Source organism: Thermoanaerobaculia bacterium (assembly GCA_018057705.1).
Lineage (GTDB): Bacteria > Acidobacteriota > Thermoanaerobaculia > Multivoradales > JAGPDF01 > JAGPDF01.
This window is the reverse complement of sequence record JAGPDF010000038.1, coordinates 1-23,232: the sequence shown is the minus strand read 5'-3', so window position 1 is coordinate 23,232 and position 23,232 is coordinate 1. Positions and strand designations below refer to the sequence as shown.

Below are 23,232 nucleotides of genomic sequence, written 5' to 3'. Positions count from 1 at the left end.
AAGCGCTCGAGGGCGTCGAGCTGGCGTAGATCGGCTGGCACCTCACCAGCCGGCGTGCCCGGCGTCTTCGGCGCCCCCGCGCAGCGCTGAGCGGGGCTAAGGTCTCGTCAGAGCCTGGAGTCCCTCGACGAAGCCGAGCTGGAAGAAGAGCTGGTCGTGGCCGGCGGCGGACTCGAGGTAGTCGACCGGGTAGCCCTTGGCGCGCAGCGTGTCGCGGAACCGACGGTTGTTGACCAGCCGGTCGGTCCACAGGCTGGTGTCGAAGCGCGCCGCGCCGAGAAAGAAACGCAGCGGCTTCTTTTCCGCCTGGACGTAGCGCTCGACGATCCAGCCGTCGTCGCCGCGCAGCCAGAAGCGGGTTGGCGGGAAGTCGCCGGGCTCGTTCTCGATGGCGGTCGCGAGGCAGAGGAGGCGGGAAAACGCCTCCGGATACTCGAGGCCGGTGAAGGCGACCATGCCGGCACCGCGGCTCACCCCGCCGAGAATCGTCTGGTCGCGCTCGCGGCTCACGCCGAGCTGCGCCTGCGCCCACGGCAGGAGCTCTTTGGCGACGAAACGCGCGAACGGCGCCGAGTAGCCGAGGTCCTTGGGCCGCATCCCCTCGCGGTTGTGCACCCCGACGACGACCATGGCAGGCAGCCTCCCTGTCGCGATCCGATCGTCGAGCACGCGCTGCATGTCGAGGAAGCCGCCGTCGAAGACGATCGCCAGCCAGGGCTTTTCGACGGCGGCAGAAGATAGCGCAGGAAGATAGACCGATAGCTCGATCGTGGCGCCGAGCGTCGGGCTGTGGATAGACCTCTCGACAACGCTTCCTTTCGGGGCGGCGAGATTCTCGGGGTAGGGAAAGGGCACCGCGTCGGGCAGGACGACATACGACTCACCATAGAGCTCCAGCGGGTTCAGCGGATCGCGCTGCGGTGCGGGTCCGTCGAACATGTCCTCGATCCGGTCGGAGCGCTCGGTCGGGGGATTCACCGTGATCCAGTACTGGAAACGCGCATCGCTCGGCAGGAGCTCGGAGAGATACCAGAGACTCGTGCCGGCGAGCGGCCGCATCGGCTTGTCGAAATCGGCCGCGGGTCGACCCCCCTGTAGGTGCACGCGCTCCGTTTTCGGCCCCTGCGGATCGGCGCTCCACACGAACGTCACCAGGCGGCGATCGCCGGACTCCGCCGCCTCGACGAGGGGCGTGCGCAAGGTGCGCACGAACTCGGCCTCGGCCGCGGTGTCTCCCGCCGCGATCTGGCGGCGCAGCCGCTCGATCGTCGGGCTCGTGATCGCCGCCGCCCGCGCCTGCGGGACACCCCAGACGAGCAGCCCGAGGGCCGCCACGAGACGACGAGATCTCCTCCACCGCATGCGGGTTTCACCTTTCGCCAAGCGACTGTCTCCCGAGGAACCTACGGCGAGATCGCTGCCGGAGTTGCACGCTCGCCGGGCCGCGACCCCGCAGACGCGGCTACACCCGCGACAGTCGGCGGAGCGCCAGGCGCAGGAGCTCGTGGAAGGCGGCTTCGGGGGCGTCCTTCCGCGCCGCCCCGACGGCGCCTTCGGCGAGCGACGGCTTGTAGCCGAGGTTGACCAGGGCGGCGACCAGGTCGTTGTCGCTGCCACCCGTTGCCGCCGCGGCGCGCGCCGCGGGGAGCTCGGCGGCCAGCGCCTGGAGCTTGTCGCGGAGCTCCACGACCATGCGCTCGGCGGTCTTCTTGCCGACCCCCGGGATGCGCACCAGTTTCGCCACATCGCCCGCCGCGAGCGCGGCGATGAGCTCGTCGGGCGCCATCCCCGAAAGCACCACCTGCGCGAGGCGCGGGCCGATGCCGGAGACCGCGATCAGGCGCTCGAAGAGCTCGCGTTCGCGCTCGCTCCAGAAGCCGTAGAGGGCGAGGGCGTCCTCGCGGACGTGGGTGTGGATGAACAGCCGGAGCGTCGCGCCGGCGTCGGCCTTCTGGATCTCGTAGTAGGTCGAAAGCGGGATCGCGACCTGGTAGCCGACCCCTCCGACATCGAGGATCAGGCGGTCCGGCACCGCATGCACGACCTTTCCGGAGAGCCAGCCGATCATCCGCGGATCCTATCCGGGGCCGTGCGTCCGGGCGCCATCAACCGGGCGCCCCGGCCGCCGATCCTGCGAGGGCCTGCAGGAGGTCGGCGAGGAGGTCGTCCGGATGCTCGAGACCGATCGACAGGCGCAGGAGATCGTCCGGCGTCGTCGATCCCGGGCCGTCGCTCGAGGCGCGGTGCTCGACGAGGCTCTCCGGGCCGCCCAGGCTGGTCGCGTTGGTGAAGAGCTCGAGGCGGGAGGCCACCGCCACCGCGGCCGCCCGGCCGCCGGCGACCCGCAGGGCCAGCATGCCGCCGTAGGCGGTCATCTGGCGGGAGGCGACTTCGTGCCCAAAGTGGGTGGGAAGACCTGGATAGTGGACCTTCAAGAGTGCCGGGTGGCCGAGGAGCCTCTCTGCGAGCCACAAAGCGTTGGCCGAGTGGCGTTCCATTCGACAGGAGAGGGATCTCAGTCCGCGCAGGACGAGCCACGAGTTGAACGGGCTCGCCGTTCCCCCGAGCCGGCGGCGGGCCTTCGCGACCCGCTCGAGAAGCTCGCCATCTCCCGCACCGGCGAAGATCAGCGCTCCGCCGAGCACGTCGCTGTGGCCGCCCAGATATTTGGTCGTCGAGTGCAGCACGAGGTCGGCGCCGAGCGCAAGCGGGCGCTGCAGAGCCGGCGTGGCGAAGGTTCCGTCGACCAGGAGCCGCGCGCCCGCGGCATGGGCTGCAGCCGCGAGGCGGGCGAGGTCGAGGATCTCGAGCTGGGGGTTGGTCGGCGTCTCGGCCCAGACCAGCGCGGGCTTCGCGGACGACCTTCCGAGAGCGGCAGCGACGGCGTCGGGGTCGGCCAGGTTGGCGAACCGCGGCTCCATTCCCCATCGCGGCAGAAACTCGAGCGCCAGCTGGCGGACGCCCGAGTAGATGTCCTGATGGAACAGGACGCACGCCCCCGCTGGCAGCGACTGAAGGAGCGTCGAGGCCGCCGCCATGCCGGAGGCGAAGGCGAGCGCGCGGCTGGAAGGGCCGCCGCCGTCGAGCGCGGCTAAAGCCGCTTCGAGGCGGTCCTGGGTCGGATTTCCCTCGCGCTGGTAGAGCCGGCCGTGGAGCGCCTCCGACGCGGGCCCGTGGAGGAAGGTGGTGGAGAGGTGGATCGGAGGAGCGACCGCGCCGGTCTCCCGGTCGGCCTCTCCTCCGGCGTGCACGGCGAGCGTCTCGAAGCGCATGCGGGGAGTCTAACCTCCCCTCTCCGCCCTTTCAGGGACGACGCGCTTCGATCCGCCTCAGCTGCCCTTCGGCTCGTCCTCCAACATGCCGAACTGCTCGAGCAGCGGCTTGTCGTACTGCACCTTCGCCTCGCGCTTCCTCTGCTCGATGATCGAGCCCAGCAGGCGATTGACCTCGTTGCCCTCGAGCGCCTGGCGCGTCTGGTCACGCTCGGCGGCGAAGGCGGTCGCGTCGAAGCCCTTGCGCGCGGTGACCTGGTAGAGCACCGCGCCCTGCTCGGTGAGGATCGGCGTGCCGACGTCTCCCGCCTTGCCGGCGAGCGCGGCGGAGACCAGTGCGCGCGAGTCGCCGAGCCCCTGGATGTTGCCGTCACGGCCGAACTCGCCGCTCTCCTTCACCTCGACGGCAAGCTCCTTGGCGACGTCGTCCAGGCTCTTGCCCGAAGCGAGGGCGCCGCGCGCCTGGGTGAGCCGGGCGAGCGCGAGCTCTCCGGCCTTGGCGCGCAGGGCGGCGGGCCGGACCTTGGCCTCGACCTCGGCGAGGGCGGGCAGCCGCGCCGGGCTCTCGGAGACCAGCTGAAGGATCGCGAAGCCGCGCGCGATCTTGACCACTGTCGAGGTCTTGCCGGCCTCGAGCGCGAAGGCGGCCGTGGAGAACGGCGTGCCGCGACCGATGCCCGGAACGACCTCGTCGACTCCGAACGGCGGCGTGGTGAGGAACATCACGGTGTCGTTGTCGGCCAGCGCCTTGAGCTCGGCCTCGGTGTCGAGGGTCTCCGAGGAGATCTTCGCGGCGAGCTCCGCGGCCTTGGCCTCCGCCTGCGTCTCGGCGCGCTCGGCGGCGAGCCGCGAGCGCACCTGCGCCTCGGCCTCGGCGAACGGCTGCACGCCGGCGGGGCGCTTCTCGAGCACCTGGATCAGATGCGAACCGAAGCTGGTGCGGATCGGTCCGACGAGGCTCCCGGGAGCGGCGCCGAACGCCGCCTCCTCGAACTCCTTGATCATGCGTCCGCGGCCGAAGAAGCCGAGATCGCCGCCGCGGGTCTTCGAACCCGGATCGTCGGAGAGCTCGGAGGCGAGCTTCGCGAAGTCCTCGCCGGCCTCGACGCGCTTTCGCAGAGTGACGAGCGCGGCGTCGGCCACGTCGGCCGTCCGGGAGTCGTCGACCTTGAGCAGGATGTGGCGGGCGCGAACCTGCTCTTCCTGCTTCCAGTCGTCGAGATGCGAGTTGTAGTAGGCCTCGAGCTCGGCCTTCTCGAAGGTCATCTTGGCGCGCGTACGCACCGTGTCGACCAGCAGGTAGTTCACCACGCGCTGCGGCGGCAGGCGGAACTCCTCGGAGTGGCGCTCGAAGTAGCTCGCCACCTCGGCCGGGGAGAGCGTCGCGTCGGACTGGAATCCGGTGGGGGGCAGTACGAGGTAACGCACCGAGGCGCGCTCGGCCTGCTCGCGGTAGGCGCGCTCGACGTCGGTGTCGGTGACCACGAGGCTGGACGAGAAGATCGCGTTCAGCTTGGTGAGCACGATCTGGCGCCGCATCGCCTCTTCGAAGTCGCGCACCGTGTAGCCGTTGGAGCGCACGAAGCGCTTGTAAGTCTCCTCGCCGACGAAGGCACCGGACGCGTCCTTCATGCCGGGAATCTCGAAGATCGCCTCCTGGACCTCCTTGTCCGAGGCGACGAGGCCGCGATCCGCCGCCTCGTTCAGCAGCAGGCGCTGGTCGACCAGCCGGTCGAGCGCCTGCAGCGGCAGGCGCAGCTGCTGCGCGATCTCCGGTGTGAAGTTCTCGCCGAACGCCTGGCGGTACTGCCCTTCGAGCTGCCGGTACTGGCGCTCGAAGTCGGCGTAGGAGATCTTGTCCGTCCCCACGGTCGCCGCCGAAGCACGCGCGCCGGACCCCTGGGAGAGGCCGCCGCCGAAGTCGACGAAGACGAAAGCGATGAATATGAGGATCACGACCCAGAGGATCCAGGAGAGGTACTTCAGGTTGTCGCGCAAGACCTTGAGCATGGAAGACTCCAGAAGCGCGGACGGCGAGCGCCCGGGGAAGAACGCTCAAAGATACCAAGCGACGCGAGGAGCCGGCAACCGGAACCCCAGGGGGGAGGCCGGCACGGCCTGTCGGAAGTCCGCGCCCCGGGCCGTAACTTCAAGTAGAATCAGCCCCTTCGCCATTCGCTACGGCGTCGAAGTGTGGTCGCGAGGGCGATCGCGGGGGAGCGACAGAGGAGCGCCAGGTGCCGTCCAACCGAGCGAACAGAAGCACCCGGGGCTGGTACACCGTGTCGGTGGACACGGTGCGCGGCGCCGTGATCGTGGCTTCTTTCGCGGCGCTGGCGCTCGTCGGCTACAGCCTGTACCGGCAATGGGCCGAGAAGGCGCTGCAGGAGGAGGCCGCGGCGGTCTTGAACGAGGTCGAGGGCCTGCTGGCGCGCGCCGACATCGAGCAGCCGGCCGGTTCGTTCGTCGAAGAGCTCGAGTCGGCGCGGCGCGGCCGCGCCACCGCCGCGGCGGCCTTCGAGGCCGGAGAGTTCGCGACCGCGTTGGGTGAAGGACGCCGCAGCCGGGCGCTCCTCCTGGCCGTGCTCGATTCCGCGGCGGCCCGCGAGTCGACCGGCGAAGCGCAGTTCATCGCCGTGCAGGGCAGCGTCGAGGTTCGACGGGGCGAGCGCGGCGAATGGGAGGAGGCTCGTTCGCGTGTCGTCCTGCAGTCGGGCGACTACGTCAAGACTTCTGCCAACGGCTCGGCGGAGATCGTCTTCCTCGACGGCACCCTCTACAACGTGCGCCCGAACACGCTCTTTCTCGTCACCCGCCAGCCGGGCTCCGCCGGCGCGCCCGCCGAACAGACGATCGCGATGGAGTACGGCTGGGTGAATCTCAACACGGCGCAGCGCGGCGGTCGCGTCACGACGCCGCGCGCCGAGGCCCTGGTCGGGCGCGAGTCGGACGTCGTGGTCTCCTACGACAAGGCGTCGTCGACCGGGCGCTTCTCGGCGTTCCGCGGCGCCCTCGAAGTCGCCTCGAACGCCGGACTGAAGCGCACGGTCGGCGAGCTCGAGCAGGTGGTGCAGACCGGCGACCTGCTCTCGGAAGCCCGCCGTCTCCCCGGTGCGCCGCAGGCGGACCGGCCACCGGACAACGTCGAGCTCTCGCTCGCCGCCGTGAAGACACTGGTGCTGTCATGGGAACCGGTGGACGCCGCTGCGCGCTACGCGCTCCAGGTCTCCCGCAACCGGCTGTTCGTCGACAACATCATCGACGTCAACGCGCGCACCAAGACCGAAGCCACCCTCGGCCTCAAGGGAGAGGGCACTTTCGAATGGCGTGTCGCGGCGGTCGGACGGGACGGCCTGCAGGGCCCGTGGAGCCCGCCGCGCACCTTCCGCGTGCGGGCCGCGGAGCAACCGGGCGAGAAGGGCGACAAGACTCCGCCCGAGCTGGTCGTCGATCAGGTCCAGGCCTATGGCAACATCTTCATCGTCGCCGGTCGCACGGAGGCCGGCGCGGTCATGAAGGTCAACGGCGAACAGGTGGCGGTGACCGCCAACGGAACCTTCACCAAGACGGTCCTCGTCGGGCAGGAGGGCTGGAGTATCCTCGAGCTGCGGTCCACCGATCCCTCCGGCAACGAGTCCACCGTTCGCCAACGTGTTTTCGTCGAAACGCTCTGAAGCAATTTCGCTCCTAGTCTGACTGACCCAGAAAGAACGCCATGCCCTTTGGTTCCATGCTGCGCTACTTTTCGAACGACCTGGCGATCGACCTCGGCACCGCCAACACCCTCGTCTATGCCCGCAATCGCGGGATCGTGGTGCGCGAGCCGTCGATCGTCGTGCTCAACAAGCTGACCAACCAGATCGAGGCGGTCGGCGCCGAGGCCAAGGAGATGCTCGGCCGCACCCCCGGCAACATCGAATCGATCCGCCCGATGAAGGACGGCGTGATCGCCGACTTCGAAGTCACCGAGCGCATGCTGGGCTACTTCATCAAGAAGGCGCACGGCCGCAAGATGTACGTCCATCCGCGGATCGTGATCGGCGTGCCGGGAGAGATCACCCAGGTCGAGAAGCGCGCGGTGCGGGACTCGGCGCAGAAGGCCGGCGCCTCGGAGGTCTACCTGGTCGAACAGGCGATGATGGCGGCGATCGGCGCGGGACTGCCGATCACCGAGCCCTCGGGCAACATGATCGTCGACATCGGCGGCGGCACGACCGACATCGCGGTGATCTCGCTTTCGGGCATCGTCTACTCGCGCTCGGTGCGCGTCGCCGGCAACGAGATGGACGAGGCGATCATCAATTACCTCAAGCGCAAGTACAACCTGCTGATCGGCGAGCGCACCGCCGAGATCATCAAGTGGGAGCTGGGATCGGCCTTCCCGCTCAAGGAGCGGCTGACGCTCACCATCAAGGGGCGCGATCTCGTCGAGGGCATTCCGAAAGAGCTCGTGATCTCCGACGAGGAGATCCGCGAAGCGCTCGCCGAGACGGTGAACGTGATCGTCGACGCGGTGCGGATGGCGCTCGAGCGCACGCCGCCCGAGCTCTCGGCCGACATCATGGACAAGGGAATCGTCCTGTCGGGCGGCGGCGCGCTGCTGCGGGCGCTCGACGAGCGCATCCGGGCCGAAACCGGCCTGCCCGTCGTCCAGGCGGAGGACCCGCTGGCCTGCGTGGTTCTGGGCACCGGTCGCGTCCTCGAAGACATGCATCTGCTGCGGAAGGTCTCGATCCGCTGATCGAGAGCGTGCAGAGAACCGGTCCGATGATCGCAACGCGGCAGAGCGCCGATCGAGAGGTCCCCCCCCGGGTAGCCTCCTCGGGAATCCAGCCGCGACCGTGAGACCGGGCCGCGTCCGCATTCTTCTCGCCGTCCTGCTCGTCGGCCAGCTCTTCCTCATCGCGGCGCAGGAGCCGGACCGGGGCGGCGCCTCGAACCTGCTCGAGGGCGCCGCGCTGCGCAGTCTGGGACCCTTCGCTCGCGCCGTCGACGCGAGCTCGCAAGGCCTCGCGACGGCCCGCGAAGGGCTGCGCCGCCGGGACGATCTCGCGGCGGAGAACCGGCGGCTGCGCGCGGAGCTGCTGGAGCTGCGCCGTCGCGAGCTGCGCATGGAGGGCCTGGAGCAGGAGATCGAAGGGCTCTCGAAGACCCTCGCCTTTCAGCGGCGCCACGCCGCGACCCTGCGGATCGCCGAGGTCGTGCATGCCGACTACAGCTCCTGGCTGCGCTCTCTGGTGCTCTACGTCGGCGCCGGCGCCGCGCACCGCAACCAACCTGTGCTTTCGGACGACGGCGTCGTCGGTCGGGTGATCCGCGTTTCGGGCGCCTACGCCAAGGTCCAGCTGCTCACCGACCGCGCCGCCTCTGCCGGCGTTCAGCTCCAGCGCTCGCGCCGACAGGGCGTCGTGCGGGGATCGTCGCCCGGCGAGCTGTTGCTCGATTTCATCCCGCGCCAGGCCGAGGTGGAAGTCGGCGAGGCCGTTCTCACCGCCGGTATCGACGGCGTCTATCCGCGCGGCATCCGGGTCGGTGTCGTCGCCTCGGTCGAGCCGGGGAACGAGGTTTTCCATCGCATCGTGATCCAGCCGGCGGTCGACTTCTCGCGTCTCTCGTTCGTCTACCTGCTCGAAGGCGAACAGGTGCCCGCCGAGCTTCTCTCCGCCGAAGTTCTCTCCGAGGGTGGCGATGCGGTTCCTTAAGTTCGTTGCGGCGGTGGCCGCCGCCGCCCTGCTGCATTTCGCCGGCGCCCGCCTGCTGCCCGACTTTTCGCTCGCGGTCGACCTCTTCCTGCTGGTGGTGGCGCTCGAGGCCCGGCACGGCAGCCCGGTCGCCGGCATGTTCGCCGGACTCGCGGCGGGTCTTCTCGCCGATGGCCTCTCCGGCGGGCCTTACGGGCTCTACGGCTTCGCCAACACGGCGGTCGGTTTCGGCATCGCGCGCGCCGCGCAGCAGCTGGTCGTGCAGCGAACCACCGGGCTAGCCGGCGTCTTCGCCGCCGCCGCCGCCGCGCAGCAGGCTCTCCTCGCGGCCCTCGCGCTCGTCTTCCGCGAGCACGCCGAGCTCCCCGATCCGCTCTGGCTGCTGGTCAAAGTCGCGACCACCGCCCTCTTGGGCATCGCCTGGACCGCCTCCGCCAACGCCCTCGCCAGCCGCCTGAAGTCTCACCGCGCCAACCGCGCCACCAAGATCCAGCTTCCGGGCTGATGTACCGACCGCGTCGTCGCCTTGTGAATCCAGCGGATCGGGAGTAGAAAGTCCCTCGCCATGCGGGTCGCTGAACACAAGGAAGCGCTGGTCGCGCGGGTACGGGTCCTTTCGGGGGTGGTCGGGGTCTGCCTCGCCATGATCGCCGGGGCGTTCTGGTTCGTGCAGGTGGTGCGCGGCAGCTACTACCGCGACCTCGCCGAGAACAACCGGCTGCGCAAGGTGGCGATCAAGGCGCCGCGGGGCTCGATCTACGACCGCAACGGGCGCGTCCTGGTCGAAAACCTCCCGAGCTACAACCTGCTTCTCGACAGAAGCCGGGCGCGCGACTTCGCGGCCAGCCTCGAGTTCGCGGCGCCGATCCTCGAGCGCCCGTTGCCGGAGTTGAAGGCGCTCCTCGAGCGCTACCGCGCCGTGCCCTCCTTCCAGCCGGTGCTCCTCGGCGAGGGTCTGACGCTCGACCAGGTGGCGCGCTTCGAGGTCGAGCAGCTCGCCCACCCCGAGTTCGTGGTCGACGTCTCGCACCGCCGCCTCTACCGCCTCGGCGTCCAGGCGGCGCACGTCCTGGGCTACCTGGGCGAGGCCCGTCCCGAGGAGCTCGCCGATCCGGGGAAGGAGTTGAAGAACGGCGACTGGGTGGGGCGGCGCGGCGTCGAGCTCGAGTACGACGCGAAGCTGCGCGGCGAGGACGGCGAGCGCGTCGTGGTGGTCGACAGCCACGGGCAGTCGGTCGAGGAGCTGGGACGCGAGGTCGGACGCCCGGGCGGCGCGCTGACCCTGACCCTCGACGCCGAGCTCCAGCAGGAGGCCGAGCGGCAGCTCGAGGGCAAGGCCGGCGCGGTCGTGGCGCTCGATCCGAGGAACGGCGAGATCCTCGCCCTGGTCTCCTCTCCCGGCTACGACCCGAATCTCTTCACGCGGCGGCTCGAGGTCGCCGAGTGGCAGCAGCTCATCCAGGATCCGCTGCTGCCGCTCCAGAACCGCGCCCTCGCGAGCACCTATCCGCCGGGCTCGGTGTTCAAGATGGTGATGGCGGCGGCCGGCTTGAGCGAGGGGGTCATCTCCACCGAGAGCGGCGTCTTCTGCAGCGGCGCGAAGACCTTCTACAAGCGCCCCTTCCACTGCTGGAAGGCGGGCGGGCACGGCTTCATGAATCTCGAAGCGGCGCTCAAGAACTCCTGCGACATCTACTTCTACGAGCTCGGCCAGAAGTTGGGCATCGAGCGCATCGCCCGCTACGCGCGACTCTTCGACTTCGGCGCCCCCACCGGCGTCGACCTCGACGGCGAGAAGCGCGGGCTCGTGCCCGACGGCGAGTGGAGCCAGCGCCAGCGCCGCCACCCCTGGTATCCGGGGGAGACGATCTCGGTGGCGATTGGCCAGGGGGCGCTGCTCGCGACACCGCTGCAGATGGCGGTGATGGCGGCGGCATTCGCCAACGGCGGCCAGATCGTGACGCCGCATCTGGTGAAGGGCGACGTGACCCATCCGCCGCGGCGGATCGACCTCGCGCCCGGGATCTTCGACCCGATCCGGCGCGGCATGTGGAAGGTCGTCAACGACGGCGGCACGGGCGGCTCCGCGCGGGTCGCCGGGGTCGAGATCGCCGGCAAGACCGGCACCGTCCAGGTGGTGGCGCACACCGCCTTCGAAGACTCGAGTCTCCGGCCCTATGCCGAGCGCAACCATGCCTGGTTCGCCTCCTTCGCTCCCTTCGTCAACCCGACGGTGGTGATCGTCGTCTTCCTCGAGCACGGCGGTCAGGGCTCGCGGGCCGCCGCCCCCGTCGCGAAAGTCCTCTATGAAAAGCTCTTCCGGCCCGATCTCCGCACCGCTCCCGCTTCCTGAGGCGCGGCCGCGTCTCGAGCACCTGGCGACCATCCGCTGGGGACTCCTGGCTGCCGCCCTGGCGCTGACGGTGATCGGTCTCGCGACGGTTCAGAGCGCCTCGGCGGAGCTCGGCACGGACTTCTTTTCGCGCCAGCTCGTCTGGGTCGGTGTCGGCCTCGTCGCGATGGTCGTCGCCTTCAGCTTCAACTACCACACGCTCCTCGGCTTCTCGCTGCCGCTCTACGTCCTCTCCCTCGTCGCCCTGGCCCTCGTACTGGTTCTGGGCTACGAGGCCGGAGGCGCGCAGGGTTGGTTCCGGCTCGGTTCGATCGGCGTGCAGCCCTCCGAGTTCGCGAAGCTGATCACCGCGCTCTATCTCGCGCGCTACCTCGCGGCGCCGTCGACGCGGCAGCTGCCGCTGCGGCAGATTTTCACCGCCGTGGCGCTGGTGGCGATGCCGATGCTGCTCATCGTCTTCGAGCCCGACCTGGGCGGCGCCGCGATGTTCGTGCCGATGGCCGCCGGGATGCTGCTCGTCTCCGGTGTGCGCCTGCGGGTCATCCTCGCGACGTTCGGGGCCTGTCTGGTGGCGGGTCTGCTGATCTGGAGCCTGGGAATGAAGCCGTACCAGCAGCAGCGCGTGCTGACGTTCCTGGCGCCCGACACCGACCCGCTGGGTGCCGGCTACCAGGTGCGGCAGTCGAAGATCGCCGTCGGCTCGGGGGAGCTCACCGGCCGCGGCTACGGCCAGGGCACGCAGAGCCAGCTGCGCTTCCTGCCGGCGCGCCACACCGACTTCATCCTCTCGGTGCTCGCCGAGGAGTGGGGCTTCTTCGGTGTCGGGGTGGTGCTGCTGCTCTACGCGGTCTATCTCGCCAACGTCGCGGCGGTCGCCATGCGGGCCCAGGACCGCGCCGGCATCCTCCTCGTCGTCGGCCTGGGGAGCACCTTCGCCTTCCACGTGCTCTACAACTCGGCGATGGTCATCGGCCTCGTGCCGGTGACCGGCATCCCGCTGCCCTTCCTGTCCTATGGCGGCTCCTTCACCCTGCTCAACTTCATCGGCCTGGGGCTGATATTGGGAGTCGACTACCGGCGCTTTGCCAATCGCTAGCCGGCTCGTCTGCCGAGCACGCCGGCAGTCTTGGGGGCGTCGACTACCGGCGCTTTGCCAATCGCTAGCCGGCTCGTCTGCGGAGCACGCCGGCAGTCTTGGGGGAGTCGACTCCCGGCGCTTCGCCAACCGGTAGGGCGCCGATCGCGGGCCGCCGACTGGCGGCGGCGAGGTCGAAACCCGCGCAGAAGGCTTGAAAACAGGGCTTTTGCGGGCCTCTGCGGGTAAGATCGGGGGACGGAGGTCCCTGTGGCCCACAAGATGCTGGTCGAGAGTGATCCGCACGAGACCCGCGTGGCGGTTCTCGAAGAGGATCTGTTGACCGAGATCTACCTCGAACGCCGGTACCATCGCGGCGTCGTCGGCAACATCTACAAGGGGCGTGTGTCGCGCGTCCTGCCGGGCATGCAGGCGGCCTTCGTCGACATCGGGCTCGACCGCGACGCGTTCCTCTATGTCGCCGACGTCTACCTGCCCAGTGAAACCGACGCCGCCGCGACCGTTCCCTCCGTCGCCGGAGCTCTTTCCGGTGAAGACGAGGTCGAGCTCGAGCCGCACGGTCACGACGACGATACCCTCGCCGGCGAAACGGTCCGGGTCGACAGCGGCCCCCTGCCGACGATCGATTCGCTTCTCAAGGTGGGCCAGGAGCTGCTCGTGCAGGTCACCAAGGATCCCTTGCCGAACAAGGGGGCGCGGGTCACCACCCAGGTGACGCTGCCCGGGCGCTTCGTGGTCTTCCTGCCGACGGTGTCGCACGTCGGCGTGTCGAGGAAGATCGAGGACGAAGAGGAGCGGCTCCGCCTCCGCGGGCTGCTCGAGTCGATTCCCCACGGTGCGGTCGGCAACGCAGGTGCGGGCGGAGTCATCGTGCGCACCGCCGGCGAGGGCCGGAGCGCCGCCGACTTCGCCACCGACCTCGCCTATCTTCGCGGGCGCTGGGAGTCGGTCCACAGCCGGGCCGAGACCGCCGTCGCGCCGGCGCTCATGCATCAGGACTTCGATCTCGCGCTGCGCCTGGTGCGCGATCTCTTCTCGGCGGAGTTCTCGCTCCTCTGGGTCGACAGCGAGTCGACCTACGAGCGCATCGTCGAGTTCCTCGACCAGGTGCAGCCGCAGCTGGTGCCGCGCGTCAAGCTCGACCGGGAAGAGCGCGGCCTCTTCGAACGGTTCGGCATCGAGAAGGAGATCGAAGCCGCCCTGAAGCCGAAAGTCTGGCTGAAGTCGGGGGGCTATCTGGTGATCAACCCGACCGAAGCGCTGGTGGCGATCGACGTCAACACGGGGCGCTTCGTCGGCCAGCACAATCTCGAGGAGACGGCGCTCGCCGCGAACCTCGAGGCGGTCGAGGAGGTCGTGCGGCAGATCCGCCTGCGCGACCTGGGCGGGATCATCGTGCTCGACCTCATCGACATGACCGATCCTGCCCACCGCGAGCAGGTCTCCCACGCGCTGGAGCTCGAGCTGCGCAAGGACCGGGGCAAGCACAAGGTGCTCTCGATCTCGGAGTTTGGGCTGGTCCAGATCACGCGCAAGCGCAGCCGTTCCAACCTCGAGCGGCTGCTGACCCAGACCTGCCCCTATTGCGAGGGCAGCGGCCGGATCAAGTCGGTCGCCACGATCTGCCTCTCCCTGCGGCGCTCGGCGCTCGCGATGCGCGGGACGCTCGCCTCGAAGGAGCTCCTCGTGCGCGTCCATCCGGAGGTCGCGCGCATGCTGCAGCGCGAGGAGCGCGGCATCCTCGAAGAGCTCGAGCGCGAGCTCGCGGTGAGCATCATCGTCCAGGGCGACGCCAAGCTCCATCATTCGAGTTTCGACATCCTCGAAGTGTGACGGCTCCTCACTGCGCCCCCGCGAGCTTCGATATCCTCGAAGTGTGACTTCGATCCGTTTCGCCTGGACGGGGTTCCGCGGCGAGGCATCGCCGCGCCTCGCCGGGGAAGATCTGCCCGCCGTCGCCCGCCGCCTGCTCGACCCGGCCTCGGCCACCGCGACGCTGCACTGGGGGCGCAACTACATCTACCGCGCCCTGCTCGCGACGGCGGCGGGCGAAACGGCGGTGGCGGTGAAACAGTTCCGGGAGAGGAGCCTCCGGGCCCGCCTCCTGCGCGCACGTGGACAGTCGAAGGCGGCGAAGAGCTTCCGCATGGCGGAGGCGTTCGCCGCCGCGGGGCTCTCGACCCCGGCGCCGCTCCTCTTCGCCGAGGCCGAGGGCGGCGACCCGACGGCGATCTTCGTCACCGCCTGCCTCGAGGGGCGCCTCGAGTTGCGCTACCTGCTGCGGGCCAGAAACGCCGGCATCGATCGCGAGAGCTTTCCCCGGATGGCGGCCGAGGCGGCGATCGCCGCGGTGGCACGCTACGCCCGGAGGATGCACGACGCCGGGTTCTTCCACCGCGACTTCTCGATCGGCAATCTCCTGCTCCTCGAAGGGGAGACCGCGAACGAGATCGCCGATGTCGCCGTGCTCGATCTCAACCGTTGCCGCCGGCAGCGCCACGTCGCGCTGCGCGACCGCATGCGCGATCTCTGCCGCCTGCCGCTCGAACGGCAGGGCGACAGGGACCTTCTGCTGGCCGCCTACTTCGAGCCCGAGGCCGTACCGGCAACCGCCCGGCGGAGCTACGAGCTCGCGCGCCGGAGCTTCCTCGGCAAGAACCGCGCGAAGTCCGGCCTGCGCGGGGCTCTGGCCAGGGTCAAGTCGTGGCTCGTGCCGCGCGGCGTGCACGCCCACATCCCGCCGCCTCCCGCGGACGCCCCGGTCCGCGACCGGGCGGTCTGGGACCGGCTCTCCGACCAGCCGCATCAGCACGCCGGGCGATGGGCCCGGGCGCGCATCCGGCTCGCCGATCTCCCGAAGCACCTGCGGGCGGGGGTCGCTCTCGCCGGGGCGGTGCCGCGCATCCGCCGCCGGTATCGCGCGCTCGTCGCGCAAGACGCCGGTGCCCTCGCTGCTTTCGCCTGGCCGGAGCCTGGCGTCGCACTGCGCCCCTGGCCGGAGGATCCGCAGGCGCTGCTCGCGGCCTTCGATCGCCTGGGCGCGCGGCGCGCCATGATCCGCCTGCATCCCTGGCAGGCGAATCACGACGCGGAGTGGGAGCTTGCCCGCGCCCTCGCCGACCGCGGCGTCGAGCTCGCCTTCACGTTGCCGCAGAATCGTGAGCTGGTGCGCGATCCGGCGCGCTGGGAGGCGGCGATCACGGAGATCGCCCGCCGCTTCGTGCCGCTCGGCAGGTGCTTTCAGATCGGCCAGGCGATCAATCGCAGCAAGTGGGGGATCTGGAACTACGACGAGTACCTGGGCCTCGCGGCGCGCGCCGCCGCGATCCTGCGTGGTACCGCCGCAGAGGTGGGGGCGGAGGTCGAGCTTTTCGGACCGGCGGTGATCGACTTCGAGGCCCATGTGACGGCGGCCGTGGTCAACCTGCGCGCTCCTCGGGACCTTCCGGACCTGCGCTTCGATGGCCTGGCGAGCCTGCTCTACGTCGATCGCCGCGGGGCGCCGGAGAACCGGCAGCTCGGCTTCGACACCGAGGGCAAGGTACGGCTGCTGGCGGCGATCGCCGGCACGGCGCGGCGGGTGGCCGCGCCGCGGCAGTGGATCTCGGAGGTCAACTGGCCGTTGCGCGAGGGTCCGCACTCCCCCGCCGGCAAGAGCGTGGCGGTCGACGAGGAGGCGCAGGCCGATTTTCTGGTGCGCTTCTTCCTTCTGGCCGGCGGCGGCGACCGGGTCGAACGGATCGACTGGTGGCAACTGGTCGCCAAAGGCTACGGCCTGTGCGATCCGCAGGCCGACGGGACGCTGCGGGAACGCCCGTCGTTCGCGGCTCTCGCGACGCTCATCCGCGAGCTCGCCGGAACGACCTGTCATGGCCCGCTCGAGGCGGCGGCCCTGCCGCCGGGAGGGCGCGCCTACCGCTTCTCCCGCGCCGCCGCCGGCTCGCGCCCGGCCGAGGAGATCGTCGTCGCCTGGTCGACGGCCGGCGCGCTCGACTGGACGCCGCCGGAGGCGCCGCAGCGCATCGTCGATCGCGATGGTCAGGAGCTGGCGCTCGCGTCGTCTCCTCAGCGGTTGCTTCCCGCCCCGCGCTACTTCGCCTTTCCGGCCGGCTGATCGCATTGGGCGGGCCCCCGACCATGGTAGGCCCCGGCTCCTGACCAAAGTGAGGGGTGGGGGCTGCGCCAGTTGGGGGACGATGGACCGGTGAAGCTCCTTCGCGGTACCGTCCGGGGTCGAGCGCCCGTGAACTCCTCGCCCGACCCCTCAGCCGACGCCCGCGCCGGAGAAAAGCTCCTGCTCCTCATGCGGGTCGGGCGGATCATCGCCTCCGATCTCAAGAAGTTCGAGATGCTGCAGAAGACCGCCGACGCGATCCACGAGCTCCTGGGCTACCCGAACGTCGACCTGCCGCTCCTCGACGAGAACGACCCCGAAACCCTGGTGGTGCGCATCCGCGGCGGCAGCTACAAGGAGCGCATTCGTCACGAGGATCGAATCCCGATCGCGCGCGGCGTCATGGGCTCCGCGGTGCGCGAACGGCGGACCCAGGTCGTCAACGACGTCGCCGCCGATCCGCGCTACGTGCAGCCGCCCTCAGGGCTCGCCGTGCGCGCCGAGCTCGCCGTTCCGATCCTGCACGCCGGCCGGCCGCTCGGGGTGGTCAACGTCGAGGGCGAGGGGCCGTTCACCGCGGTCGACGTGCAGCTGCTGGAGCTCGTGGCCGATGCGCTCGCGGTGGCGCTCGAAAACACCCGTCTCTTCGCCCAGGAGCGCCGCCTCGCGATCCTCGAGGAGCGCCAGCGCCTGGCGCGCGATCTCCACGACTCGGTCACGCAACTCCTGTTCAGCTCGACGCTGCTCGCGGAATCGCTTCCCGGGCTGCTGCGCAAGGGCCCGGAAGAGGCGGCCCCGAAGCTCGAGCGCCTGATCGAGCTCAACCGCCGGGCCCTGGGCGAGATGCGCGGCCTGCTGCGCGAGCTCGCCCCCGGAGGCAGCGGCGCCGACTTCACCAGCCGCGAGCTGCCGACGCCGGCGATGGTCATGCTGCAGCGCCACGGCCTGGTCGAGGCGCTGCGCACGGAGCTGGCAACGGTCGCCGCGCAGGGCCTCGCGACCCGCCTCGAGGCCTCCAGCTACGAGCGCCAGTCGCGCGAGCGCGAGGAGATCCTGCTGCGCGTGGCGCAGGAGGCGCTCGCCAACGTCGTCAAACATGCCGCCGCCCGGGAGGTCGCCCTTCGCCTGGCGGTGCTCGAGGGCGAGGTCGTGCTCACGGTCCAGGACAACGGGCGCGGCTTCGACGCCCGCACCGCCGTGCGCTCCGGGGCGGCGCGGGCGCGCACCGACGGCGGCATGGGTCTCGAGTCGATGCGTGACAGGATCCGCGCACTGTTCGGTCAGCTGTTCGTCGAGAGTGCGCCCGGGCTCGGCACCACCGTCGAGGCCCGGCTCCCCCGTTGACGCCGCTCCGGAGATCTCTCATGTCCACCCCCTCCGACACCCCCGCCCCGCCGCTCCGCCTGATGCTGGTCGACGACCACGAGATCGTGCGCGAAGGTCTGCGCACACTCCTCGAGCAGGAGGAGGACCTCGAAGTCGTGGGCGAAGCCGAGGACGGCGAGTCGGCCGTGCGCATGGCCGCCGAGCGCCACCCGGACGTGGTGTTGATGGACGTCATGATGCCCGGCATGGGCGGCATCGAGGCGACCCGGCGCCTCCTGGCCCTTCCCGCACCGCCGCGGGTCCTGATGCTCACCAGCCTCGCCGACGAAGCGGCGATCCGCGAAGCGGTCGGGGCGGGGGCGATGGGCTACCTGATGAAGGACGTCTCGCGCATCGAGCTCGTTCGCGCCGTACGCGACGCCGCCCGCGACCGCCCGACCCTCCACCCCGAAGCCCAGCGCATCCTGATGAAGCGCCCCGAGAAGAGCCCGCTCGACGACCTCACCCCCCGCGAGCGCTCCGTCCTCGACCTCGTCGCCGAAGGCAAGAGCAACCGCCAGATCGCCAACCGCCTGGGCCTCACCGAAGGCACCGTCAAAGGCTACGTCTCGATCCTCCTCGACAAACTCGGCGTCCAGGACCGCACCCAAGCCGCCCTCCTCGCCGTGAGCCTCAAGCGCACGCCGCCGAAGGGGTGAGCGGAGCCGCTACCAGTTCGACGTATCGCCCGACTCGAAGCCGTTGGCGAAGATGAGGAGCAAAGGGGCTTCAAAGTGCACGATTCCGTCGAGCGTGGCGACGAGGATCTCAGGCACGGTATCCCTGTCGAGGTCCCCGGCGAGGAGCGGCAGACGCGGCACCGAGAAAAACTCCGAGAGTCGCAGATAGGGACTCACCCAGACCGGTAGCCCGGTCTGGCCGTCCAGTACCTGAACGTGGTTGCCGATGGTTGCCACGAGGTCGGCAACGCCATCACGATCGAAGTCGGCGATCCCCATGGCGTGCGCTGCGGCCGGAAAGGCGGCGACAGGCGGTCCGAGCAGCCCCGAGATCGGGTCGGCGGGAACAACGTCGCCGTTCGCCAGTCCAGCCAGGAGCAGTGCAGGCGGACCGGAGCCCGGGACGACGAAGGTCGAAACCAACGGCAGATGCCAGGGCCCCGCCAGGACCTGCCCGGTGTCGGCATTCAGGGTGGCGAGGCCGGCGACACCCGTGTTCATGGAGCCGGCGACGATCTCGGGCCGGGCGTCTCCGCTGACGTCGGCGAGGTCAATCTGGTTGATGATGAATCCACTCACGTCGAAGATCGGCGAGCTCCACCGCGGCGACCCGTCACTGCCGGACACGGCAACGACGGCAGGTCCGAAAGTCGCCAGGAAAAGATCGGCCTGGGTCTCGCCCTCGGAAGTGCCCACACCCACCGCCGTGATGCCGTCGAAATGCAGGGCAGCCCACTGCCCGCCAAAGGTGCGACCGTCGAAGCAAACGACTTCGACACCGCCGAACTGGCAGATCTCCAGCGCTGCATCCTCGTCGAGCTGCGCCGCGGCCAGGCCCGATGCTTCCGGGCCGAGGGCCGCCTGCCCGGACCTGGTGCGCTGAACCCGTCCGCTCTCCAGGGCCAGGACGAACGCAATGCCGCCGTCTTCCGGCTTGCTTTTTGCGGACGTGGCGGCCACCTCCGGTGTACCGTCGCCGCGAAAGTCACCCACCGCCATCCCCGGAACGCCACCTCGGAGGTCGGCAGTTTTCGCTGCGGGCTCCAGCTGGTCGCCCGTCTGAAGGTAGACGTGCTGTCCCTCAGGACTGTCTCGCCCGGAGCTCCAGATCACGTCGACGACGCCATCGTCATCGAGATCTCCCAGCGTGACCGCTTCGACGCTGAAGGCGGGGTTGGGGATGACTCCGAGCTGCGTCGGAGTCGCGCCGTCGACGACGAAGAGAGAGCCGTAGCCATTCTGGATGGCCCAGACCAGCTCCGCCCCCGGCTCGCCGTCCATGTTGGCGGCGGCGAGCGCACCGGCCGGCGATGTCGCGACCTCCCACAGCAGGCCGCCCGTCGCGGGGTCCTGGACGCGCACAACGGTTCCCGACTCGGCAAGCGCCGCCACTTCGTCCTGGCCGTCGGCGTCGAAGTCGGCGACGGCGACATGGTCACCGAAACCGCGTACGTCACCCCAATCGACGCTCAAGGAAATTCCGTCGAGGACATAGCCTCCGGCTGGGCTGCCGGCGAGGATGATCTCGAGCTGCGGATCGGAGTCCGTCTGCCCGAGGGCGACCTCCTTGCAACCGAAGCCGTTCCGAACGCGTGCGTTGCCGGTGAGAAGGTCGTAGACGTAGAGGGTGGAGTCGTCGCAGACCGCGAGATCCAATCTGCCGTCGAGATCGATATCGGCTGCAGCGGCGGCCCGGTTGAGGGAGCCGAGGCTCGGAAAACTGGCGAGCTCGTCCCGCGTCGGGCCGTCGAGCACCTGAATGGAGGCGGGCCCGGTGATGAGGATGCGAGGCCGGCCATTCTCGCTGGCGACGTTGACCTGAACGGGTCGAACCTGGGAGGGGAGAGAACTGTGCGTCTGAACGAGATCGGCGCCTTCCCGATCGAGCGTGTACCAGTAGCCGGTGGAGCTGGTGACTGCGGTCGTGAGCAGCTCGGACCGCCCGTCCCCTGCGAGGTCGACGACTTCGAAGCCCGCACGACCCAGGAGCTCTCCGCCCTGCGACCAGACCCACTGCAAATGAAAGTCGGTCAGGACCTGTGCGGCGAGCGGAGCGACTGCGTGCGGAAAGGCAAGAAGCAGGAAGCCCGCGAGCACGAGCCGGCGCACGGGGCCCTGCGGGTGACGGCGCGGCGTTTTCAGCTGGCGGTCCTTTCCCGAGGGCGACGTTCAGAGAGCCAACCTCAGCATTGTCCGCCAGCAGTGCGCGGCGCACAAGCGGTTCGCGCCGCGGCGTCAGGAGCTCCCGGGGGGCGAGGCCCGGCGGGCGTCAGCGTGGCGCCGAGGCGAGGCCGCGCAGGCGCTGGGCGCGGTCGTAGAACGGCTTGCCGGCGGCCCAGCCCTGGCATTGGTTGAGGAGGCCGGCGTAGACGAGGAGGAACGGAACGAGGGCGGCGTGGCGTTCGCCGTGGGCGCGCAGACTCTGGTGGAGCGCCTCTTCGGCGAGGGTCTGGGCGGCGATGAGGTCGCCTGCGGCGCGGAGCTCCTGGGCGCGCTGCAGGAGCGCTTCGGCGTGGGCGGGGTCGGCGGTCTTTCTTTCGGCCCTCGGTGCGGTCGCATTTGCGGCGGTGCGGTTGTGAAACCAGGCCATGGTCGTCTCCCTATGAGGTTGAAGGAAGTCTGCCGCGGCGGCGGCAGGGGCGACAGGGTCGCTGGTCAGGCGCCCGGTCTCACCTTGGTGAGGGAGTGCCTTGGAGCCTGAGAAGCGGCTGGCACCTCCGCGCGGACACCTCCGCGGCAGTCCGCCGCAGAGAAGCGCCTGGCACCTCTGCGGCGCCGCCGCACAGCGCCGCGCGGTCTCAGGGCGTTGAGGCGGACCAGAAGCCGGTCCCTTGGCCGTCGAAGCCGTCGCCGAAGAGCCAGCGTGGGTCGAGGCGGCGGGTGACGAAGACCTGGCCGGCGCCCAGGGCGATGCCGACGTTCTGTTTCGGCACGCCGATCGCGACCTCGGCGGTGCCGTCGCCGTCGATGTCGCCGGCGGCGAGGACGCTGCCGAAGTTGGAGTTCGTCTGCGCCTCGCCACCGATCGTCGGCGCCGAGAAGACCACGGAGCCGGAGACCACCAGGCCGGTGCTCGAACCGTGAAAGATGTAGACGACGCCGCGATCGTCGTCACCGCGGCCGGGTGCGCCGACCAGCAGGTCGTCGAAGCCGTCGCCGTCGATGTCGCCGGCGGCCAGCGCGCGGCCGAACTCCGCGTTCGGCTCGTCGGCGGTCGAGATGTCGCTCTGGGCGAGGAACTGATGCCCGCCCGCGGGCAGCCCCGCGTTGGCGCCATAGGCGATGAACACCGTGCCGGCGTCGTTCTCGCCGTTGTGATCGTTGCCGGGCGCACCGATCGCCAGGTCGTCGGCGCCGTCGTTGTCGAAGTCGCCGACCGCGAGCGCCGCGCCAAAGAAGTCGTTGTCCTGGTTGGCGCCCCCGACGTCGACCTGGTCGAGGTCCGGGCGCGCGGCGCCCAGGGAATCGGACTGCTGCGCCACCAGCCCGGCGTCGTTGGCGGAGCCGATGTCGCTGTCGGGTCCGCCGCCGACGAAGTGCGGCTCGTCGTTCAACTGAAAGTGGCCGAACGCCGTCGTCGTTCCGATGTGATCGTTGTTGCCGGCAGTGGACTGACGGTCGATCCTGTCGGCCTCGACGAACGTGCGGCCGGCCGTGCCCTCGAAGATCGCCACGGCACCGGTCCGATGGTCGGGTCCGACGTCGGCGTTCGGGATACCGATGGCGAGCTCGAAGAGGCCGTTGCCGTCCCGGTCGCCGGCAGCGAGCGCCGTGCCCATGCGCAGCGCGAAGGCGCCCGAGTCGAGGATCTCGAGACCCAGGTCGAGGAAGGTGTAGGTGTCGAAGCTCAGGCCGAGACCGGTGGCGCCGCCCCAGGCGATCTGAACAACGCCGAAGCCGGTGCACAGACCGAACTCGCCGCAGTGCCCGTCGGCGACGAAGCCTTCGTCCGGGCTGCCGATCGCGAGGTCGTCGTAGCCGTCGCCGTCGAAGTCGCCGGTCGCGAGAGCGGCGCCGAAGCGGTCATCGGTCTCGGAGTTCCCCCCGCCCGAGACATCGGACTGCTCGTAGAAGCGGTCGGCGACGGTGGTGAAGCCGAGGCCCCGGCCGCGCAGGACGTGTACCGCGCCGCTGTTGAGGAGCGCGCCGGAGTAGTCCTCATCGGGGGCTCCGATCGCCAGATCGAGGTGACCATCGGCGTCGAAGTCCCCGAACGCGAGGGCGCTGCCGAAGTTGTCGCCGGTCTGCGAAGAGTCGGAGATGTTCTCCGAATCCTGGGTGACGCAGAAGTTCCGGGCGTTGAAGAAGGCACACGGGCCGTCCTGCGCCGACGCAGACAGCGCGGGGAAGGTGCAGAGCAGGGCGATCGAGAGGCGAAAGCGGAGTGCAGGGCGCATGAGACTCTCTCCGGTGAGTTCGGTCATGGAACGCAATCCAGCGCGGGGCGACGCGACCCAAGCCGCGCTGGCTAGCGCGGCGATCGGGTCACTTCGCGCTGGCTAGCGCGGGGCTGCGACCAGCGCGCGCAGGCGCTGGGCGCGATCGTAGAAGGGCTTGCCGGCGGCCCAGCCCTGGCACTGGTTGAGGAGGCCGGCGTAGACCAGGAGGAACGGCACGAGGGCGGCGTGGCGTTCGCCGTGGGCTCGGACG

Annotated in this window: 17 protein-coding genes; 10 read left to right on the top strand and 7 right to left on the bottom strand. The window is 70.0% G+C overall.

Features of this window, described 5'->3' with window-relative positions:
• Positions 1-96 precede the first annotated feature (96 nt).
• The 4 genes from KBI44_12885 to KBI44_12870 form a co-directional block, all read right to left on the bottom strand.
• Positions 97-1,335 carry a DUF3327 domain-containing protein gene (locus tag KBI44_12885; GenBank protein MBP9145374.1) on the bottom strand — a complete coding sequence of 413 codons (1,239 nt, stop codon included), beginning with the start codon at positions 1,333-1,335 and terminating at the stop codon, positions 97-99.
• Positions 1,336-1,462: 127 nt separating this feature from the next.
• Positions 1,463-2,068 (bottom strand): Holliday junction branch migration protein RuvA, encoded by a 606-nt coding sequence (gene ruvA / locus KBI44_12880; protein ID MBP9145373.1) that lies wholly within the window; start codon positions 2,066-2,068, stop codon positions 1,463-1,465.
• Between the two features lie 37 nt (positions 2,069-2,105).
• Positions 2,106-3,272: a PLP-dependent transferase gene (locus KBI44_12875; protein ID MBP9145372.1), complete on the bottom strand. Its 1,167-nt coding sequence runs from the start codon at positions 3,270-3,272 to the stop codon at positions 2,106-2,108.
• Positions 3,273-3,329: 57 nt separating this feature from the next.
• Positions 3,330-5,282, bottom strand: coding sequence for a SurA N-terminal domain-containing protein (locus KBI44_12870; protein ID MBP9145371.1), 1,953 nt, complete (start codon positions 5,280-5,282; stop codon positions 3,330-3,332).
• 227 nt (positions 5,283-5,509) lie between these two features.
• On the opposite strand from KBI44_12870, the gene KBI44_12865 reads away from it, so the two are divergent.
• From KBI44_12865 to KBI44_12820, 10 genes are all read left to right on the top strand, one after another.
• Positions 5,510-6,946, top strand: coding sequence for a hypothetical protein (locus KBI44_12865; protein MBP9145370.1), 1,437 nt, complete (start codon positions 5,510-5,512; stop codon positions 6,944-6,946).
• Between the two features lie 56 nt (positions 6,947-7,002).
• Positions 7,003-8,013: a rod shape-determining protein gene (locus KBI44_12860; GenBank protein ID MBP9145369.1), complete on the top strand. Its 1,011-nt coding sequence runs from the start codon at positions 7,003-7,005 to the stop codon at positions 8,011-8,013.
• A gap of 100 nt (positions 8,014-8,113) precedes the next feature.
• The gene (gene mreC, locus KBI44_12855) at positions 8,114-8,974 is read left to right on the top strand and encodes a rod shape-determining protein MreC (protein MBP9145368.1); all 861 of its coding nucleotides are present in this window, start codon (positions 8,114-8,116) and stop codon (positions 8,972-8,974) included.
• Positions 8,961-9,479, top strand: a complete 519-nt coding sequence (mreD, locus tag KBI44_12850; GenBank protein ID MBP9145367.1) for a rod shape-determining protein MreD — start codon at positions 8,961-8,963, stop codon at positions 9,477-9,479. The genes mreC and mreD overlap by 14 nt, the downstream gene beginning before the upstream one ends.
• A gap of 60 nt (positions 9,480-9,539) precedes the next feature.
• A complete protein-coding gene (gene mrdA, locus KBI44_12845) occupies positions 9,540-11,327 on the top strand; it encodes a penicillin-binding protein 2 (GenBank protein ID MBP9145366.1) in 1,788 nt (595 codons plus the stop codon).
• Positions 11,281-12,423 (top strand): rod shape-determining protein RodA, encoded by a 1,143-nt coding sequence (gene rodA, locus KBI44_12840; GenBank protein MBP9145365.1) that lies wholly within the window; start codon positions 11,281-11,283, stop codon positions 12,421-12,423. The genes mrdA and rodA overlap by 47 nt, the downstream gene beginning before the upstream one ends.
• Before the next feature lie 249 nt (positions 12,424-12,672).
• Positions 12,673-14,256, top strand: a complete 1,584-nt coding sequence (locus KBI44_12835; GenBank protein MBP9145364.1) for an Rne/Rng family ribonuclease — start codon at positions 12,673-12,675, stop codon at positions 14,254-14,256.
• A gap of 43 nt (positions 14,257-14,299) precedes the next feature.
• Complete coding sequence (locus KBI44_12830; protein MBP9145363.1) at positions 14,300-16,537, top strand: hypothetical protein; 2,238 nt, start codon at positions 14,300-14,302, stop codon at positions 16,535-16,537.
• Positions 16,538-16,627: 90 nt separating this feature from the next.
• Positions 16,628-17,881: a GAF domain-containing sensor histidine kinase gene (locus KBI44_12825; GenBank protein MBP9145362.1), complete on the top strand. Its 1,254-nt coding sequence runs from the start codon at positions 16,628-16,630 to the stop codon at positions 17,879-17,881.
• Positions 17,882-17,901: 20 nt separating this feature from the next.
• Positions 17,902-18,561: a response regulator transcription factor gene (locus tag KBI44_12820; GenBank protein MBP9145361.1), complete on the top strand. Its 660-nt coding sequence runs from the start codon at positions 17,902-17,904 to the stop codon at positions 18,559-18,561.
• Positions 18,562-18,570: 9 nt separating this feature from the next.
• Here the strand turns inward: KBI44_12820 and KBI44_12815 are convergent, their stop codons facing one another.
• The 3 genes from KBI44_12815 to KBI44_12805 form a co-directional block, all read right to left on the bottom strand.
• Complete coding sequence (locus KBI44_12815; protein ID MBP9145360.1) at positions 18,571-20,691, bottom strand: VCBS repeat-containing protein; 2,121 nt, start codon at positions 20,689-20,691, stop codon at positions 18,571-18,573.
• 160 nt (positions 20,692-20,851) lie between these two features.
• Positions 20,852-21,172: a hypothetical protein gene (locus tag KBI44_12810; protein ID MBP9145359.1), complete on the bottom strand. Its 321-nt coding sequence runs from the start codon at positions 21,170-21,172 to the stop codon at positions 20,852-20,854.
• A 208-nt stretch (positions 21,173-21,380) separates the two neighbouring features.
• The gene (locus KBI44_12805; protein ID MBP9145358.1) at positions 21,381-23,006 is read right to left on the bottom strand and encodes an FG-GAP repeat protein; all 1,626 of its coding nucleotides are present in this window, start codon (positions 23,004-23,006) and stop codon (positions 21,381-21,383) included.
• Positions 23,007-23,232: the final 226 nt, after the last annotated feature.